The sequence below is a fragment of the Comamonas thiooxydans genome (genome assembly GCF_000964545.1).
Lineage (GTDB): Bacteria > Pseudomonadota > Gammaproteobacteria > Burkholderiales > Burkholderiaceae_C > Comamonas > Comamonas thiooxydans.
This window is the reverse complement of record NZ_BBVD01000030.1, coordinates 1-15,606: the sequence shown is the minus strand read 5'-3', so window position 1 is coordinate 15,606 and position 15,606 is coordinate 1. Positions and strand designations below refer to the sequence as shown.

The window sequence follows — 15,606 nt, the reverse complement described above, 5'->3', positions numbered from 1 at the left end:
TGCTTTGATATCCGCAAAGCATCGAAATTCTTGGCTCCTCAACCTGGGCTCGAACCAGGGACCTACGGATTAACAGTCCGGCGCTCTACCGACTGAGCTATTGAGGAAGAAGACCTAGATTATAGGGTGTAAAAATGAGCTCGCAGGAAGTTCATCACAATTTCATTAAATTCTCTGTGCCTGATACCTGAACAGGCCGCATCGTTCACGTGGATTGGCGGCGGCGCTATGCTTTTGATGATTGAACAGTGCGGTGGCCCGGTGGTTGCTGCACGCCGTATTGATATATGACTGTACGTACCATTTTGAAGATGGGTGATCCCCGTCTGCTGAGGCTTGCCAAGCCGGTGACTGAATTTGATACGGATGCGCTGCATCTGCTCCTCAAGGATTTGCTGGATACCATGCATGCTGCCAACGGTGCCGGCCTGGCGGCGCCGCAGATCGGCGAGGATTTGCAGATGGTGGTGTTTGGCTCGGGCGAGCCCAATCCCCGTTATCCGGATGCCCCCATAGTGCCCCGTACCGTGCTGATCAATCCAGTCATCACACCCATCGGTGAAGAGGAGCAGCTGGATTGGGAAGGCTGTCTGTCTGTTCCCGGTCTGCGAGCCATGGTGCCACGCTGGAACAAGGTGCGATACACCGGCTTTGATATCTACGGCGACCCGATTGACCGCACGGTGGAGGGCTTTCACGCGCGCGTGGTCCAGCATGAGTGCGACCACCTCTGGGGCAAGCTCTATCCGATGAGGGTGCGCGATTTCAGCCGTTTCGGTTTTACCGATGTGCTGTTTCCCGGCATCGCTCAGGCCGAGGAAGACTGAGCGGCCACTGACAAGCGCTCCAGATCTCTCTTTTCTCTTCTCTGCTGGATGCAAGACACAACTGGGAATGTGTCTTGCATCCTTTTGTTCTTTATAGAGGGCATGAATGCCTGGTTGGGCATGATCTGTGTCAATTTCCAGTGCCCGATCGCAGCCAATGAGTGTGCTTTTTTGCTTTGGAAAGGTTCTGGTCAGCACTTTGTATACAAAACTGTAGACAATTTTGGTGTCCTGGCAACGTACAGTCTCGACTCATGCCCTTCTGGGTATGGCTTTGATTGCGTAATGGAATAGTCCGTCCGGCGGATGTCCTGCAATCAAGGGAGATTGAAAGACTGACTTGGGTGAATGAAAGAGTGGTTTGCTCTTTTCTATAGGTCGGATCGCTCTCGAAGAAGAGCGACTGGCTGCAGCACAAGGCCTCGCCGGGGTGATCGGAAAAGATCGCTGCCGAAAGAGATGCTGCAAGTCGACCGGACAGAGCGAAAGGCCTCTAGAGCCTTGGTGAGTAGGTAATTTAGGAGACAAAGATGAACGATCAGACCGGAGCATCCAGGGATGCGGCCGTCAAGCGCCCCGAAGATGAGAATCTTGGCGTCACAGCCAACCTCATGTATGGCTTGCAACATGTGTTGACCATGTACGGCGGCATCGTGGCGGTGCCTCTGATCGTCGCTGAAGCGGCTGGCATGTCCGCTGCCGATGCCGGTCTGCTGGTGACCGCCTGCCTGTTCATGGGTGGTGTGGCAACCTTGCTGCAGACCCTGGGCATCCCTTTCTTCGGCTGCCGTCTGCCTCTGGTTCAAGGTGTTTCATTCGCAGGCGTGGCCACCATGGTCAGCATTCTGCACACCGGGGGCGGCATGCAGGGCGTGCTGGGAGCTGTCATGTACGCCTCGGTACTGGGCCTGATCATTGCGCCGGTTTTTTCGCGCATCACCAAGTTCTTTCCGCCGCTGGTCAATGGCTGCGTGATCACGGTGATCGGCATGTCGCTGATGCCTGTGGCTGCGCATTGGGCCATGGGCGGCAATGCCAAGTCTGCTGATTACGGCAGCATGGGCAATATCGGTCTGGCCGGTCTGTCGCTGTTCATGGTGCTGCTGTTCAGCAAGCTGGGCAATGCCATGCTGTCGCGCCTGTCGATTCTGGTGGCGATCGTGGTGGGTACCATCACGGCCGTCTTCATTGGCAAGGCCGATTTCTCGCAGGTGTTCAACGGCCCCATTTTTGCGGTGCCTACGCCTTTGCACTTCGGCTGGCCCACTTTCGACATGGCGGCCACCATCTCCATGTTCATCGTGATTCTGGTGATCCTGGTGGAAACCTCGGCCGACGTGCTGGCCGTGGGCGAAATCGTGGACAGCCCCGTGGACGGTCGCCGTCTGGGTGATGGTCTGCGCGCCGACATGCTCTCCAGCATCGTGGCCCCCATCTTCGGCGGCTTCACGCAAAGCGCTTTTGCACAGAACGTGGGCCTGGTGGCTGTGACCGGAATCAAGAGCCGCTTCGTGGTGGCTTTCTCCGGCCTGATCCTGATCGTGTTTGGTGTGTTGCCGGTGATGGGCCGCATCGTGGCCTGCGTGCCTCCCTCCGTGCTGGGCGGTGCCGGTCTGGTGCTGTTCGGTACCGTGGCTGCCAGCGGCATCCGTACCCTGGCCAAGGTGGAATACAACAACAATATGAATCTGATCATTGTTGCCACCTCGGTGAGCGCGGGCCTGCTGCCGGTGGTGGCTCCCAAGTTCTATGACCAGTTCCCTGCATGGTTTGCCACGATCTTCCACTCGGGCATCAGCGCAACGGCCCTGGTTGCCGTGACCCTGAACCTGCTCTACAACCACTTCAAACAAGGCAATTCCGATCAGCCTTCTGTCTTTGAAGCCGGCTATGGCCGCGCCCTGAGCCAGCATGTGCTTGAAGCCCTGGCCGATGGGGACCGCGTCGAAGGTGGCAAGGTCTACGACAAGGAAGGCAAGGAAGTGCCCATCATTCCGGTCAAGCCGGCACATGGCCATTGAGCCGAGATCAAAGTGCGCGCGGTGGGGTCTGACCCCGTCGTGATTTACACCGCTATCCCGAGGGATAGCGGTTTTTTTATGCCAGCCTCAGAAGCTGCGGACTCCAAGGAGTCCGAGGCAGGACACTGGCGGCTTTTCAGTGGGACACGCCCAAGATGGCATGCAGGCGAGCGCTGGTCGTCGTGTATTCCAGCAAAGGCTTGCTGCCTTGCAGGTATTCGGCTGCCGCGAACGCGGCCATGGTGGCCTCGTGGAAGGCGCAAAGGATCAGCCGTTTCTTGCCGCTGTAGCTGACGATGTCGCCAATGGCATAAATCCCCGGGGCGCTGGTGGCAAGCGTTGCCGGATCCACGGCCAGTTGCTTGCGCTCCAGTGCCAGTCCCCAGTCCGTCAAAGGGCCCAGCTTGGGTGAAATGCCCTGGTAGACCAGCAACTGTTCGACAGGCTGCAGATGTTCATTGCCCTCACCGTCCATCCATTGCACGGACTCCAGTAGGCCATCGCCGTGCCGCACCTCGGTGATCTGGCCGATCATCACTTCGACAGCGCCAGACTCGCGCAACTGCTGCAGCCGGGTCAGTTGCGCCGGCTCGGCATTGAAGCTGTCACGGCGGTGCATGAGAACGGTTCTGGCCGCGCTTGAACTGCAGTCAATGGCTGCTGCTACGGCTTCCTCATCGCCGCCATAGACCAGCGCCTGGCGGCCTGCAGTCATATCCAGCTGCTGCGGGTGATAGTGCAGCTGACCCGTGCCGAGCTCATCCACTCCTGGCGCCTTGAGGGCCTTGGGCACGAACGCGCCGACGCCTGCGGCGATGAAGACGGTACGGGTGTGGAACATTGCGCCTGCCGTGGTTCCGACCTGCCAGCGTCCGTCGTCGAGGGCTTGCAGGGTCTGTACTTGCTGGGACAGATGGCGGGTCACCTGCATGGGTGCGATCTGCTTTTCCAGCAGTTGCACCAGCTCCAGGCCCGTGCAGACGGGAATGCCGGGAATGTCGTAGATGGGCTTGTGCGCGTAGAGCTGGCTGCACTGGCCGCCCACATGGGGCAGGGCATCGATCAAATGGGCTTGAATGCCCTGCAGGCCAAGCTGGAAGGCCTGAAACAAACCCGCCGGACCTGCGCCAATGATGATGGCGTCGGTTTCCACGGCGGGTTGTAGCGAGAGGGAAGCGTTGGTCGTTGCGTTGGACAGGCTCATGCAGGCAAGCGTAGCGCAGTCCGCGCCCTGACCGGCTTAGCGCTCCAGCAAATCCACTTTGTTCGGCTTGCCATTCCACTCGTCGGCGTCGGGCAGCGAAGCCTTGCGCTTGGTGATGCTCTTCCAGCTCTTGAGCTGGGACAGATCCACGTTCAGCTTGATGAAGGCCAGTTGATCTGCAGGCACATCTTCTTCGGCAAAGATGGCATTGGCCGGGCACTCGGGAATGCAGACGGCACAGTCGATGCACTCATCGGGATCGATCACCAGAAAGTTGGGGCCTTCACGGAAGCAGTCCACGGGGCAAACGTCCACGCAATCGGTGTACTTGCACTTGATGCAGTTTTCGGTAACGACGTGAGTCATTGAGAATCTTCTTCTTGGGTGGGGATTGGTAAAACCCCGTGATTTTAGGTTTTTTCCCGCGCAGCGCCAGTGCCTGGCTGGATAAGGCCGTATGGAGATCTGGTTTGGCGGCCAGATCGCGGTTGCGGCCCTGTCTTCATTGGCTTCAGTTCACCAGCGCAGCACCGGCCGTTGCATTGCTGGCGGTGTCCACCAGAATCAGCGAGCCCAGCTGGCGGGCTTGGGTGAAAGGTGCGGCCGGAATGGCTTCTTGCAGCACCAGCTCCACCTGGCCGATGGCATTGGCCTCGAGCTGCTGCGCGTCTTCCTTGTCCAGTGTATTGATATTGAGGCGGTGCACCAAGCGGCGTGCCTTGGCCTTGACCCAGCGATGGCCATGCAGCGCCCAGTAAACGCGACCAGGCACCAGGGGTTCGGTGTCCATCCAGGCCACGGTGGCGGTGATCTCGCGGCTGCTGGGCCAGGGGCTTGCGGCAGCAGGAGCATCAAAATCATCCTCGGCAACTTCGGCTTGCACGGGAGCGGCAATGATCCAGTCGCCGCGCGAGACATCGACCTCGCGGTCCAGCGTGATGCCGGCGGACAGGCCGGCAGCCACTTCCTTGGGCGCGCGGGCGTGGTCTATGACCTGGGCCACGGTCGCGAGCTGGCCGCTGGGCAGAATCTGCACCTGGGCACCGACCCGGGCCACGCCCGTGGCGACACGGCCCCAGAACACGCGGCGGCCCTGGCTGGTGTCGGACGAAGAAGAGAATTTCTCCACCCACTGCACGGGGAAGGCCAGCGCCAGATCGCTGTCGGTGGGCGTGTTGGGCAGTTGTTCCAGCAGTTGCAGCAGGCTGGGGCCGTGGTAGCCGGCCCAGCCGTCGGTGCTGTTGACCACGTTGTAGCCCTTGAGCGCGGACACGGGCACGGTGGCCGTGATCTTGATGTCTGCGGAGGCTGTGAACTTCTGCAGCGCGGCGCTGATATGGGCAAAGGCCAGGGCCGGGTCCTGCACGGCGTCGAGCTTGTTGACGGCAAACACCAGCGAATTCACGCGCAGCAGATGGGCCAGCAGGCTGTGGCGGCGGGTCTGGGGCAGCAGCTCCAGATCGGCATTCTTCCAGTCCAGCTTGGTGGCATCGACCAGCACCACGGCGGCATCGGCGCTCGATGCTGCCGTCACCATATTGCGTGTGTACTGCTCGTGACCGGGAGCGTCGCCAATGATGAACTTGCGCGACTCGGTGGCGAAGTAGCGGTAGGCCACATCGATCGTGATGCCTTGCTCGCGCTCGGCGGCCAGGCCGTCGGTCAGCAGTGCCAGATCCGTTTCGCCGGACTTGGTGACGCCGGCCAGCTGATCCTGCAGCACGGCGCGGGTATCCACCAGCAGGCGACCGATCAGCGTGCTCTTGCCGTCATCGACCGAGCCGCAGGTGATAAAGCGCAGCGCGCTGCTGTTATGTGCATCAAATTGGCCTGAAGCGCTTGATGGGTTTGCGCTAGCAGCTACGGAATTAATAGTCTCAGTCATCGCATTCTTTCTAAAAACCGACATGTCCCAACTCAGAGACACCGAGGAAGCGCCGCCGCGCACCGAGGGTGTCGTCCCCTTCCGGAGCGAAGCTCCAGAGAAGGGGAAGGCGCGTAGCGCCTCAGGGGATGCCTTAGAAGTACCCGTCTTTCTTGCGCTTTTCCATGGACGCTTCGCTGGTCTTGTCGTCCATGCGCGTCGCACCCCGTTCGCTGACCTCGGCAGCCAGGGTTTCGATCACGATGTCTTCGGCCGTTGCTGCCGTGCTTTCCACGGGGCAGGTGCAGGTGATGTCGCCCACGGTACGGAAACGCACATCGCGCTGCACGACTTCCTCGCCCTCACGCGGCGGGGTCAGTTCGGTCACGGGCACCAGCAGGCCCTTGCGTTCCACCACATCGCGCTTGTGGGTGTAGTAGATCGATGGCAGGGCGATGTTTTCACGGGCGATGTACTGCCACACGTCCAGCTCGGTCCAGTTGCTGATGGGGAAGACGCGGAAATGCTCGCCCTGTGCAATGCGGGTGTTGAACAGCGTCCACAGTTCGGGGCGCTGGGCCTTGGGCTGCCACTGGCCGAAGCTGTCGCGGTGGCTGAAGATGCGCTCCTTGGCGCGGGCCTTTTCCTCGTCGCGGCGCGCGCCGCCGATCAGGGCGTCGAAGCGGAACTCGTCAATCGCCTCCAGCAGCGTCACCGACTGGTGCACATTGCGCGATTCGCCGGGGTGTGCCAGACGCACGGTGCCGCGTGCCATGGAGTCTTCCACGCTGCGCACGATCAACTCGGCGCCCAGTTCCTTGGCTCGCTGGTCGCGGAAATCGGTCACTTCGGGGAAGTTGTGGCCGGTGTCGATCATCAGCAAGGGATAGGGAATGCGGCCCGCGCCGAAGGCCTTTTCGGCGCAGCGCAGCATGACCAGCGAATCCTTGCCGCCCGAAAACAGCAGGGTGGGGCGTTCAAAAGTTGCGGCCACTTCGCGCAGGATGAAAATGGTTTCTTCTTCCAGTGCATCCAGGTGGCGGTTGCTGAGATGGCTCAACACGGAAGTATCCACACGAGCGTTCATTTTTTATCCAATCAAATAATGCTGTAGCGCTTATAGATATTGGGCTATCAGCTATCTTTTTAAATCGACGGCTTACAAAACGGGCGCGCTGCAATTCCAGGGGCAGCAAGCAAGAGCCGCCTTGCGGCGAGGCTGCCGTCCCCCTCCCGAAGAGAGAGGGGGAAGCCGCAAAGCGGCCCAGGGGGAGCACGTCAGTGACTCAAATGAAGTCCGCATTCGCGGTTGTCTTCACCCTTGGTCGGGTCCACATAGTCAAAGTTGTTGGGCAGGCCGTGCTTTTCGCAGTATTCGTACAGCTCCTTGGACGACCAGTGCAGCAGCGGCGCAACCTTGATCAGTCCGTCGGGATTGATGCTGACGGGCTCCATCTGTGCTCGCACGGCGGTGTCGGTGGCGCGCAGGGCGGTGAACCAGACCTTGGGTGCGGTTTCGCGCAGGGCGCGGGCAAAGGGCTCCAGCTTCACTTCTTCTGTGAAGGCCGCATGGCGCGGATCGTCCAGCGCCGGCGTGGCTCCTTCCACGGCTTCGCGGTGGGCACGTGAGCGCAGCGGCAGGTAGATCTTGAGGTTGAGCCCAAGCTGCTTGGTCACCGCATCGGCAAACCGATAGGTGGCTTCGGTGTTGTAGCCGTTGTCCATCCAGACCACAGGCACGTCGGGGTTGGCGCGCGTGACCATGTGCAGGATCACCGCCTCGAAGGGGCGGAAGTTGGTCGTGACTATGGTGGGCTGACTCAGGCCCACGGCCCAGTTCACCAGCGCCTGGGCGTCGCGGCCCAGTTCGGCATTGATTTGTGCCAGATCCAGGTCGAGGGTGCTTACGGGGGCGAGCTGGCTCATGCTTGCACCTCTACGAAATGGGGTTGCGTGTGCACGGCATCGGCCTGGTAGAAACCGCCAAAGCGCTCGAACTGGCGCTGGGCATCGGCGGCGTCCACGCCTTCGCGCAGCACGGCGCTACTGAAGCCCGTGCGCTCCATCTGAACCAGCTGGTCGATCAGCACATCGCCGGTGGCACGGATGTCGCCTGCAAACTTCAGACGGCGGCGCAGCAGATAGGCCTGGCTGAAGGCGCGGCCATCGGTGAAGTTGGGGAAATACAGATCCACCTGTGCGATGCCGTCCAGATTCACCTCGAGGGCGTTCACATCGTTGGCCAGCACCAGCACATTGCCGGTGCTTTCGGTGGGGGCCTGGTATTCGTTGCTTGCCAGAATTTTCATGACTCTATCCTTGTTCTTATGGCTTCAGGCCAGCGCTTCTTCTTCGGCTTCCACAGGGTGGCGGGCTGCCTTGCCGGCCTCCTTGAAGGGATCCAGGCCGATGCGGCGCACGGCGTCGATGAAGTGCTCGCCGGGCTGGCGCAGGTCGCGATAGGTGCTCAGCACGGCTTCGATCACATCGGGCACTTCGGCTGCGCTGAACGAGGGGCCGATGACCTTGCCGGCCACGGCTTGGCCGGACAGGGTCGAGCCGTCGGAGCCGCCCAGCGTGACCTGATACCACTCCTTGCCGTCCTTATCCACGCCCAGAATGCCGATATGGCCGCTGTGGTGGTGGCCGCAGCTGTTGATGCAGCCGCTGATGTGCAGATCGATTTCGCCGATGTCGTCCAGTTCGTCCAGATCCTGGTAGCGGGCCGTGATGGCGTCGGCAATCGGCAAGCTGCGGGCATTGGCCAGCGCGCAGAAGTCGCCGCCGGGGCAGGCGATCATGTCGGTGAGCAGCGCCACATTGGTGCTGGCCAGACCCAGGGCCTTGGCCTCCGTCCACAGTGCATGCAGCTGGCCGACCTGCACCCAGGGCAGCATCACGTTCTGGTCGTGCGTCACGCGGGCTTCGCCGGCGGAGAACTTGTCCACCAGATGAGCCAGTGCGTCGAGCTGTTCGCTTTGCGCATCGCCGGGGGCTTGGCCGACACGCTTGAAGGACAGGGTCACGGCGCGCAAACCGGCCACGCGGTGGGCGTGGACGTTGCGGGCAATCCAGCGTGCAAAAGCGGGTTCCTTGGCGGTCTGGGCAATCAGGGCCTGCTCATCGCCTGCGGCATCGGCCACCACGGGCAGAGCGGGCGTGGTGAACATGGCGGCCACGCGATCGAACTCGGCCTGGGGCACGGTGTGAGGGCCACCGTCCACTTCGACGATCTGGCGGAATTCCTCTTCCACGGCGTCGATATAGGCCTGGCCTTCGGCCTTGACCAGTATCTTGATACGGGCCTTGTACTTGTTGTCGCGGCGGCCCAGCTCGTTGTAGACGCGGACGATGGCCTCGATGTAATTCATGATCTGGTTCCAGGGCAGGAACTCGCGGATCACGGTGCCGATCACGGGCGTGCGGCCCATGCCGCCGCCCACGAAGACCTTGAAGCCGATCTCACCGGCTTCGTTCTTGACCATGTGCAGGCCCACGTCATGCCAGCCCGTGGCGGCGCGGTCCTCGCTGGCGCCGGTGATGGCGATCTTGAACTTGCGTGGCAGAAACGCGAACTCGGGGTGCAGCGTGGTCCACTGACGCAGGATTTCTGCGTAGGGGCGGGGGTCGATGATCTCGTCGGGTGCGATACCGGCCAGCGCATCGGTGGTGGTGTTGCGGATGCAGTTGCCGCTGGTCTGGATGCCGTGCAGGTTCACGGAGGCCAGCAGATCCATCACGTCGGCGGACTTGCTCAGCGGAATCCAGTTGAACTGCACATTGGTGCGGGTGGTGAAGTGGGCGCAGTTCTTGGGCAGATAGGTCGTGCCCAGCTTGCCCTGGCCTTCCAGAGCTTGTTTGAAGACTTCGGCCTCGGGCTCGTCGTACTCACGGGCCACCTTGGCCAGCACGCGGATCTGGGCCGAGTTGATTTCGCCGTAGGGCACGGCCACGCGCAGCATGGGGGCGTAGCGCTGCACATACCAGCCGTTTTGCAGACGCAGCGGGCGGAAGTCGTCTTCCGTGAGCTTGCCTGCCTGCCAGCGTTGGAGCTGGTCACGGAACTGGTCGGCGCGTTGCTTGACGAACGCTTTGTCGAAATCGGTGTATTGATACATGTCTTCAGTTCTTCCGTGGAGCGGATGCCTTGCCTCGGGTGGCATTGCACTTTGATCGTTGGTCAGAACTGTAGAGAGGCTTTATATAAAAACAAACGATTATTTAGTGCTTCATATATATCTGAATGAATATGTGAAGGGCTGCCAGAACGCTCGTACGGAGCACCTGAACCAATTTCCTTTCTGCGCGCTTGCATTTTGTGAGCGCCCCTGTGCCGGGCATTCTCTAGAATCAAGGCTTGTTCAATGATTGAGGCGCCTGGATTGAAAGCGGGTGCCTGACTATGGAAATAGCCATACTTTTCGCTCTCATCTGTCTGAACGGCGTCTTCGCCATGTCGGAAATTGCGCTGGTCACCGCCCGCAAAACCCGCATGCAGAAACTGGTGGATGAGGGCGACAGCGGCGCGGCAGCTGCTATTAAATTGGGTGAGGACCCGACGCGTTTCCTCTCCACCATCCAGATCGGTATCACCTCCATCGGCGTGCTCAACGGCATCGTCGGCGAGGCGGCTCTGGCCGGCCCGCTGGAGAACTGGCTGATCACCCTGGGCATGACCCAGAAATATGCCGACTACCTCTCCACCGGCCTGGTGGTGGTGCTGATCACCTACTTCTCCATCGTCGTGGGCGAGCTGGTTCCCAAGCGCCTGGGCCAGACCCATCCCGAGGCCCTGGCGCGCCTGATCTCGCGTCCCATCAACTTTCTGGCCCTGGCCACCAAACCCTTTGTCTGGTTGCTGTCGGCATCGACGCGCGGCCTGCTAAAGGTCCTGGGCGTCAAGGAAAGCAATGGCAGCGTGGTGACCGAAGAGGAAATCCAGGCCATTTTGGTGGAAGGCCACACGGCCGGCGTGATCGAGTCGCAGGAGCACACCATGGTGCGCAATGTGTTCCGTCTGGACGATCGCCAGATCGGCTCGCTGATGGTGCCGCGCAGCGATGTCATCTGTCTCGATATCGACGAGAGCCTGGAAGAGACCCTGGCCCGTGTCGAACAGGCCGACCACGCGCGCTTCCCGGTCGTGCGTGGCGATATGAACAATATCGTGGGCGTGCTCAATGCCCGCCAGTGGCTGACGCAGGCCGTGCGCAACAAGGGCAAGCAGGCGCTCAAGGACCAGCCTCTGCAGGCTGCCCTCTATGTGCCCGAGACCATTACCGGCATGGAGTTGCTGGACAACTTCCGTACCTCCGATCTGCATATGGCCTTTGTGATCGACGAGTACGGCGAGGTGCAGGGCATTGTCACGCTGCAGGACCTGATCGAGGCGATTACCGGCGAATTCCAGCCGCGTGATCCCGAAACCAGCTGGGCCGTGCAGCGCGAAGACGGCAGTTGGCTGCTGGACGGCCATATTCCCGTGCCCGAACTCAAGGACCGCCTGAGCCTGCATACCGTGCCCGAGGAAGAGCGCGGCCGCTATCACACCTTGAGCGGCATGATCATGCTGCTGCTGGGCCGCGTGCCTACCGAAGCCGACGTGGTGGAGTGGGAAGACTGGCGCTTTGAAGTCGTGGACATGGACGGCAAGACGCTGGACAAGGTGCTGGCGACCAAACTGGAGCCCCTGGTCACCGTGGCATCGTTAAGCAGCGAATAAACCCGGCTTCGGAATCAGGCCTGAAACGGCACACAGCGCTTCTCCGTAAGCGCTGTGTGCTTTTTTTGCGAGTGGCTTACCTGGGATGTTGCAGGGCGCGGCTCCACAGGCGCTGCGTACCCAGGGCCTGAGCCAGCCTGGCATCCAGCGGCAGCGGCTCTCCATGCAGGCGTGCCGCCAGCAGTTCGCCGCAAAGCATGGACAGCGTCAGCCCGCGTGAGCCTAGCCCCGTCAGCACCCACAGGCCCGGTAGATCGGTGGCTGACTGCCCGGCGGGACCTGCCAGCGGCAGACGGTCATAGGCCGCGCAACGCAGGCGCGCCCAGGTGGCGGGCCGCTGGTCCGCATCGAAGAAGGAGCTCAGCGTCTGCCTGCACCCGGGCAGCAAAGCGCCCAGTTTTTCGCCATTGCTGGCATGGGCGGCCTGCTGGTCGGCAGCGGTGGGCGGCAGCTCGGTCACATCGCGCTCGAAGGTCGATCCCATGATCCACTGGTGTGCGCCGGCCTGGTTGGCCGAGGGAAAGTCCGGCACCAGGTTGCCATGACCGTTGACGGGGAAGGGCGGCATGGCCGCCAGCGTCCCGGCATCATGCTCGGCCACGCTGACCTGGCCGCGTATGGCTTGCAGCTCCCACTCCCCTGCTGCCAGGCCGCTGGCTTGCAACAAGGGCTTGGTGTCCGGGCCCAGGGCCAGCACCAGCATGGGGGCTTGGGCCAGGGTCTGGCCCCGGGCATCCAGCACTTGCCAGATGTTGCGCACTTCATCGTGCACCAGCCGTGAAGCTCGGGCATGGCCCTGCCAATGAATCCCGGGGGCTTGCAGCAGCGCGCGCACCAGTTGTGCGGGGCGTACCCAGCCAGCCTGCTCATGCCAGACGGCGTGGCTGTCTGCAGGCAGCTTTGCCGCAGCCAGCTGAGCCGGCAGCGCAGGCGTACTCCAGTGCTGACCCCAGGGGAATGTCTCGCTGCCGGGTTGCAGCCATGACCTGGGCAGATGAGAGGGCTCGTTCAGGTCATGCTCCAGCACGCCGCCATGGGCCCAGTCCTGGGCTGGATGCAACTTTTGCGCTTGGCTCAGTTGCTGCAGATTTTGTAGCGTTGTGCGTACGCCGCTTCTGGACAGGCGCGACAGAACACTGTCATCGGGCGAAATATGCGGGCAAAACAAGCCGGCTGGCAGGCCTGAAGCTCCTGCCGCAGGCTCGGCCGCCGCATCCAGCACCGTCACTTCCCAGCCGCGTCTTGCCAGGCTGGCGGCAGCGGCGGCACCAGCCAGGCCAGCACCCAGCACCAGGCAGCGGCCGGCCTGGCCCACGGGCGCAGGCAGGCCGTCAGGGCGATGGCGCGGCTCCCAGGCCGGGTTGTAGGCTGCATGCAGGTTATGGCGCTTGGGCGGCACGCCAACGCGCTTCTTGACGTCAAAACCCTGAGCCTTGAGCGCTTGGCGCACATGGCCGGCCACGCACCAAGTGGCAAGCTGCGTGCCACGGCGGCAATGGCGGGCGATGTTCTTCATGGCATCTTCATCCCACATCTCGGGGTTGAGTTGAGGAGAGAAGCCATCCAGATATACGCTGTCAGCCGTCATCTGCTGCTTGCGCAGCATGGTCCTGGCATCGCCTATATGGAGCGTCAGCAGCACCTGGCCGTCATCAAAGGAAAGGCGATGCACGCCGGGCAGCAGTCCCCACCATTGCTCGGCCAGTTGTTCGCCAAGCGGGCGCAGTTCCCCATCGGCCGGTAAAAACGCGAGCAGATCCTCGCGCGAGACAGGGTAGGCCTCCACCGAGACAAAATGCAGAATGCGCGGGCGTCTGGGGTCGGCTTTCCATGCCGCCCAGGTGACCAGGAAATTCAGACCGAAGCCAAAGCCGGTTTCCAGAATGCGCCACTGCGCTGCATCGGCCCAGGCAGCTGGAAGATCGCAGCCACCGAGAAAAACCTGGCGGGCCTGGTCAAGGCCGCCCAGCTCGCTGTGATAGCGATCACCAAATCGGGTGTTGTAGGGGGTGCCATCCGGCATCCATGTGATCGGTTCAGACATGGAAAGTGAAACTACATGGGTAATGCATGGCGCAGTCTAGGTCAGAGCAGCCAAGCAAGGGCCGCCCCGCAGCGATGGCTGCGTCCCCCTCCTGCGTAGCAAGAGAGGGGGGAGTCTCTATCACTCCCAGCGCTGCTGGTACGAAAAAACCGGCAGGCGCCATTTGAAACGAATGGCGGCCAGACGGAAGGCCAGACCGCCGGCAAAACACACGATGGTGCTGATATTGGGGCTGACATCCAGATAGCGCAGGCCCAGGAACATCAGGCATACGGACAGCGACACGCTGGCATACAGCTCGCGGCGGAACACCACGGGGACCTGGTTGCAGAGCACATCGCGCAAGATGCCGCCGCTGATGCCGGTAATCATGCCGGCCATGATGATGACGATGGTTGGGTAGCCCAGCTCCAGCGCGGTATTGCAGCCGATCAGCGAAAAGGCGATCAGTCCCATGGCGTCCAGCAGCAAAAACACCTGCTTGAGCCTGTGCATATGGCGTGCAATCACGGTGGTCAGCAGACCGAAGCTGATGACCAGATACACATATTCAGGGTGCTGGGTCCAGCCGATGGGGTAGTGGCCCAGTACCATGTCGCGGATGGTGCCGCCTCCCAGGGCAGTGACAAAGGCGATGACGACGACGCCGAAGATATCCATATTGCGCCGGCCTGCGGCGAGTGCGCCGGACATGGCTTCGGCGGTAATGGCCACCAGATAGATGACCAGCATGACGGTGAAGTTGGAGGCCTGGAACGAGTCCAGCAAAGAGACGGAAGGAAGCATGAAGGCACTTGAAAATAGACCAGCCACTCACATCGGCGGGAATGTCCGGCTTGCCTCTCCCGCTGTCCTTTTACCTGAGAGTTGCGCATGAGCACCTTCGCGGTGGACATGCTTGCCCCTTCGGTGAGCCCTGCAGCTTGTGGTTGCGGGCTGCTCTCCAGTTGGCGATATCCGGGTCCTGTCAGACCCACCTGCGGTACTTATTGCCTGAGCGATTATGGGAGTTTGCGCCTTCGGCGGGAACCCTCGAAAGGCTCCGCTCTCCCGCGGGATGGGCGCGATTCTAGCCAGTTTCAGTGACTTTATTCGGGTTAATACCTGTATTGGTGTGTTTCTGCGGCTGCCAGCTCGGGGTGCGGAAGGCCGGTCTGAATCCGCCATGGCTCGCGCAAGCCCGCGTTTTCGTCTGTGAAGCCGCCCGCCATAAAAACTCATATGCGCGACATCAAAGGCCAAAAAGCGCAAAGCTCGTCGAAACGAAGACCATTGCGCTTCGTTTGGCCAGCGCTGCGCCGTACCGGCGCATCCCCACGGCCATTTTTAAGAATCTTCTTATCCCGATCGCTCGAGTCCGTTCCTATCCTTGCCCATTTCAGATCAAACGGTCACGGCGAACCCCGGCGTTCGTGCAGGGCCGCAGCGTGTTTCCTCACGCGTGCAAAAGGAGATGGGATGGGAGCTTGGCTTCGACAGGCGCGTTGGGCCTTGTTCGGCCTGCTGGCGCTGATGGTGCCGGCGTCCGCACAAACGAAAAACAGTGCTGCGCAGGAGAACGCGGCGCAGGCTCCGCCGCCGGACCGGCTTCCACCGGACGAAACGCCATGCTTCCCGATTGAACGCATCTGGCTTGATGGCGAAGACGCCCACAGATTCTTCTGGTCCCTGAAAGCGGCCGACCCCGGCAATGACTTCGCCACGGGGCGCTGCCTCGGCACCAACGGCATCAACATGGTCATGGCGCGCGTGCAGAACGCTGTCGTCGTTCGCGGCTTCGTCACCACGCGCATCCTCGCCGCGCCGCAGGACCTCACCTTAGCCAGCAATTTGTGCAACAACGCCCCCAGCGGTAATCTGGACTGGAACGTGCATTGGCTCATTCGAGGCGCCCTGAGAGTGCAGGTTTTTCGTTCCGCACCTT

The 15,606-nt window shown here is 61.5% G+C and carries 13 protein-coding genes, 1 tRNA gene and 2 riboswitches; of the genes, 4 read left to right on the top strand and 10 right to left on the bottom strand.

What is annotated here, in order from left to right; translation table 11 throughout:
* Window positions 1-31: 31 nt before the first annotated feature.
* Window positions 32-107: transfer RNA gene (locus Cth01_RS23760), tRNA-Asn, on the bottom strand.
* Window positions 108-287: 180 nt separating this feature from the next.
* On the opposite strand from Cth01_RS23760, the gene def reads away from it, so the two are divergent.
* A complete protein-coding gene (gene def, locus Cth01_RS23755; protein ID WP_034358695.1) occupies window positions 288-827 on the top strand; it encodes a peptide deformylase in 540 nt (179 codons plus the stop codon).
* A 530-nt stretch (window positions 828-1,357) separates the two neighbouring features.
* The gene (locus Cth01_RS23750; protein WP_003069706.1) at window positions 1,358-2,848 is read left to right on the top strand and encodes a nucleobase:cation symporter-2 family protein; all 1,491 of its coding nucleotides are present in this window, start codon (window positions 1,358-1,360) and stop codon (window positions 2,846-2,848) included.
* Window positions 2,849-2,984: 136 nt separating this feature from the next.
* On the opposite strand, the gene Cth01_RS23745 is transcribed toward Cth01_RS23750, so the two are convergent.
* The 7 genes from Cth01_RS23745 to Cth01_RS23715 form a co-directional block, all read right to left on the bottom strand.
* Window positions 2,985-4,052 (bottom strand): NAD(P)/FAD-dependent oxidoreductase, encoded by a 1,068-nt coding sequence (locus Cth01_RS23745; protein ID WP_045840602.1) that lies wholly within the window; start codon window positions 4,050-4,052, stop codon window positions 2,985-2,987.
* A 36-nt stretch (window positions 4,053-4,088) separates the two neighbouring features.
* Complete coding sequence (gene fdxA, locus Cth01_RS23740) at window positions 4,089-4,418, bottom strand: ferredoxin FdxA (protein WP_003053491.1); 330 nt, start codon at window positions 4,416-4,418, stop codon at window positions 4,089-4,091.
* A 145-nt stretch (window positions 4,419-4,563) separates the two neighbouring features.
* Window positions 4,564-5,937 carry a sulfate adenylyltransferase subunit 1 gene (locus Cth01_RS23735; protein ID WP_034379301.1) on the bottom strand — a complete coding sequence of 458 codons (1,374 nt, stop codon included), beginning with the start codon at window positions 5,935-5,937 and terminating at the stop codon, window positions 4,564-4,566.
* A 133-nt stretch (window positions 5,938-6,070) separates the two neighbouring features.
* Window positions 6,071-7,003, bottom strand: a complete 933-nt coding sequence (gene cysD / locus Cth01_RS23730; protein ID WP_003069699.1) for a sulfate adenylyltransferase subunit CysD — start codon at window positions 7,001-7,003, stop codon at window positions 6,071-6,073.
* 191 nt (window positions 7,004-7,194) lie between these two features.
* Window positions 7,195-7,842, bottom strand: a complete 648-nt coding sequence (locus Cth01_RS23725) for a phosphoadenosine phosphosulfate reductase domain-containing protein (protein WP_034408433.1) — start codon at window positions 7,840-7,842, stop codon at window positions 7,195-7,197.
* Entirely contained in the window at window positions 7,839-8,225 is a 387-nt protein-coding gene (locus Cth01_RS23720; RefSeq protein WP_034358687.1) for a DUF934 domain-containing protein, read from the bottom strand. Before Cth01_RS23720 ends, Cth01_RS23725 begins: the two co-directional genes overlap by 4 nt.
* 24 nt (window positions 8,226-8,249) lie before the next feature.
* Window positions 8,250-10,034: a nitrite/sulfite reductase gene (locus Cth01_RS23715; RefSeq protein WP_034396172.1), complete on the bottom strand. Its 1,785-nt coding sequence runs from the start codon at window positions 10,032-10,034 to the stop codon at window positions 8,250-8,252.
* A 284-nt stretch (window positions 10,035-10,318) separates the two neighbouring features.
* Here Cth01_RS23715 and Cth01_RS23710 point away from each other — a divergent pair, with 284 nt between their 5' ends.
* Window positions 10,319-11,638, top strand: a complete 1,320-nt coding sequence (locus Cth01_RS23710; RefSeq protein WP_034358682.1) for a hemolysin family protein — start codon at window positions 10,319-10,321, stop codon at window positions 11,636-11,638.
* A gap of 76 nt (window positions 11,639-11,714) precedes the next feature.
* On the opposite strand, the gene mnmC is transcribed toward Cth01_RS23710, so the two are convergent.
* Together mnmC and Cth01_RS23700 are read right to left on the bottom strand one after the other, a co-directional pair.
* Window positions 11,715-13,682: a bifunctional tRNA (5-methylaminomethyl-2-thiouridine)(34)-methyltransferase MnmC2/FAD-dependent 5-carboxymethylaminomethyl-2-thiouridine(34) oxidoreductase MnmC1 gene (mnmC, locus tag Cth01_RS23705; protein WP_045840601.1), complete on the bottom strand. Its 1,968-nt coding sequence runs from the start codon at window positions 13,680-13,682 to the stop codon at window positions 11,715-11,717.
* A gap of 120 nt (window positions 13,683-13,802) precedes the next feature.
* A complete protein-coding gene (locus tag Cth01_RS23700; protein ID WP_003069687.1) occupies window positions 13,803-14,468 on the bottom strand; it encodes a trimeric intracellular cation channel family protein in 666 nt (221 codons plus the stop codon).
* Between the two features lie 52 nt (window positions 14,469-14,520).
* Window positions 14,521-14,639: riboswitch (glycine riboswitch) on the bottom strand.
* Window positions 14,640-14,652: 13 nt separating this feature from the next.
* Window positions 14,653-14,745: riboswitch (glycine riboswitch) on the bottom strand.
* 395 nt (window positions 14,746-15,140) lie between these two features.
* On the opposite strand from Cth01_RS23700, the gene Cth01_RS23695 reads away from it, so the two are divergent.
* Window positions 15,141-15,606, top strand: a 466-nt coding sequence (locus Cth01_RS23695) for a POTRA domain-containing protein (RefSeq protein ID WP_045840600.1), incomplete at its 3' end; no start/stop codon positions are given.

Bases quoted from the DNA above. Each gene is read 5' to 3' on its own strand.
- def (WP_034358695.1), top strand. From the start codon at position 288: ATGACTGTACGTACCATTTTGAAGATGGGTGATCCCCGTCTGCTGAGG.
- Cth01_RS23750 (WP_003069706.1), top strand. From the start codon at position 1,358: ATGAACGATCAGACCGGAGCATCCAGGGATGCGGCCGTCAAGCGCCCC.
- Cth01_RS23745 (WP_045840602.1), bottom strand. From the start codon at position 4,052: ATGAGCCTGTCCAACGCAACGACCAACGCTTCCCTCTCGCTACAACCC.
- fdxA (WP_003053491.1), bottom strand. From the start codon at position 4,418: ATGACTCACGTCGTTACCGAAAACTGCATCAAGTGCAAGTACACCGAT.
- Cth01_RS23735 (WP_034379301.1), bottom strand. From the start codon at position 5,937: ATGACTGAGACTATTAATTCCGTAGCTGCTAGCGCAAACCCATCAAGC.
- cysD (WP_003069699.1), bottom strand. From the start codon at position 7,003: ATGAACGCTCGTGTGGATACTTCCGTGTTGAGCCATCTCAGCAACCGC.
- Cth01_RS23725 (WP_034408433.1), bottom strand. From the start codon at position 7,842: ATGAGCCAGCTCGCCCCCGTAAGCACCCTCGACCTGGATCTGGCACAA.
- Cth01_RS23720 (WP_034358687.1), bottom strand. From the start codon at position 8,225: ATGAAAATTCTGGCAAGCAACGAATACCAGGCCCCCACCGAAAGCACC.
- Cth01_RS23715 (WP_034396172.1), bottom strand. From the start codon at position 10,034: ATGTATCAATACACCGATTTCGACAAAGCGTTCGTCAAGCAACGCGCC.
- Cth01_RS23710 (WP_034358682.1), top strand. From the start codon at position 10,319: ATGGAAATAGCCATACTTTTCGCTCTCATCTGTCTGAACGGCGTCTTC.
- mnmC (WP_045840601.1), bottom strand. From the start codon at position 13,682: ATGTCTGAACCGATCACATGGATGCCGGATGGCACCCCCTACAACACC.
- Cth01_RS23700 (WP_003069687.1), bottom strand. From the start codon at position 14,468: ATGCTTCCTTCCGTCTCTTTGCTGGACTCGTTCCAGGCCTCCAACTTC.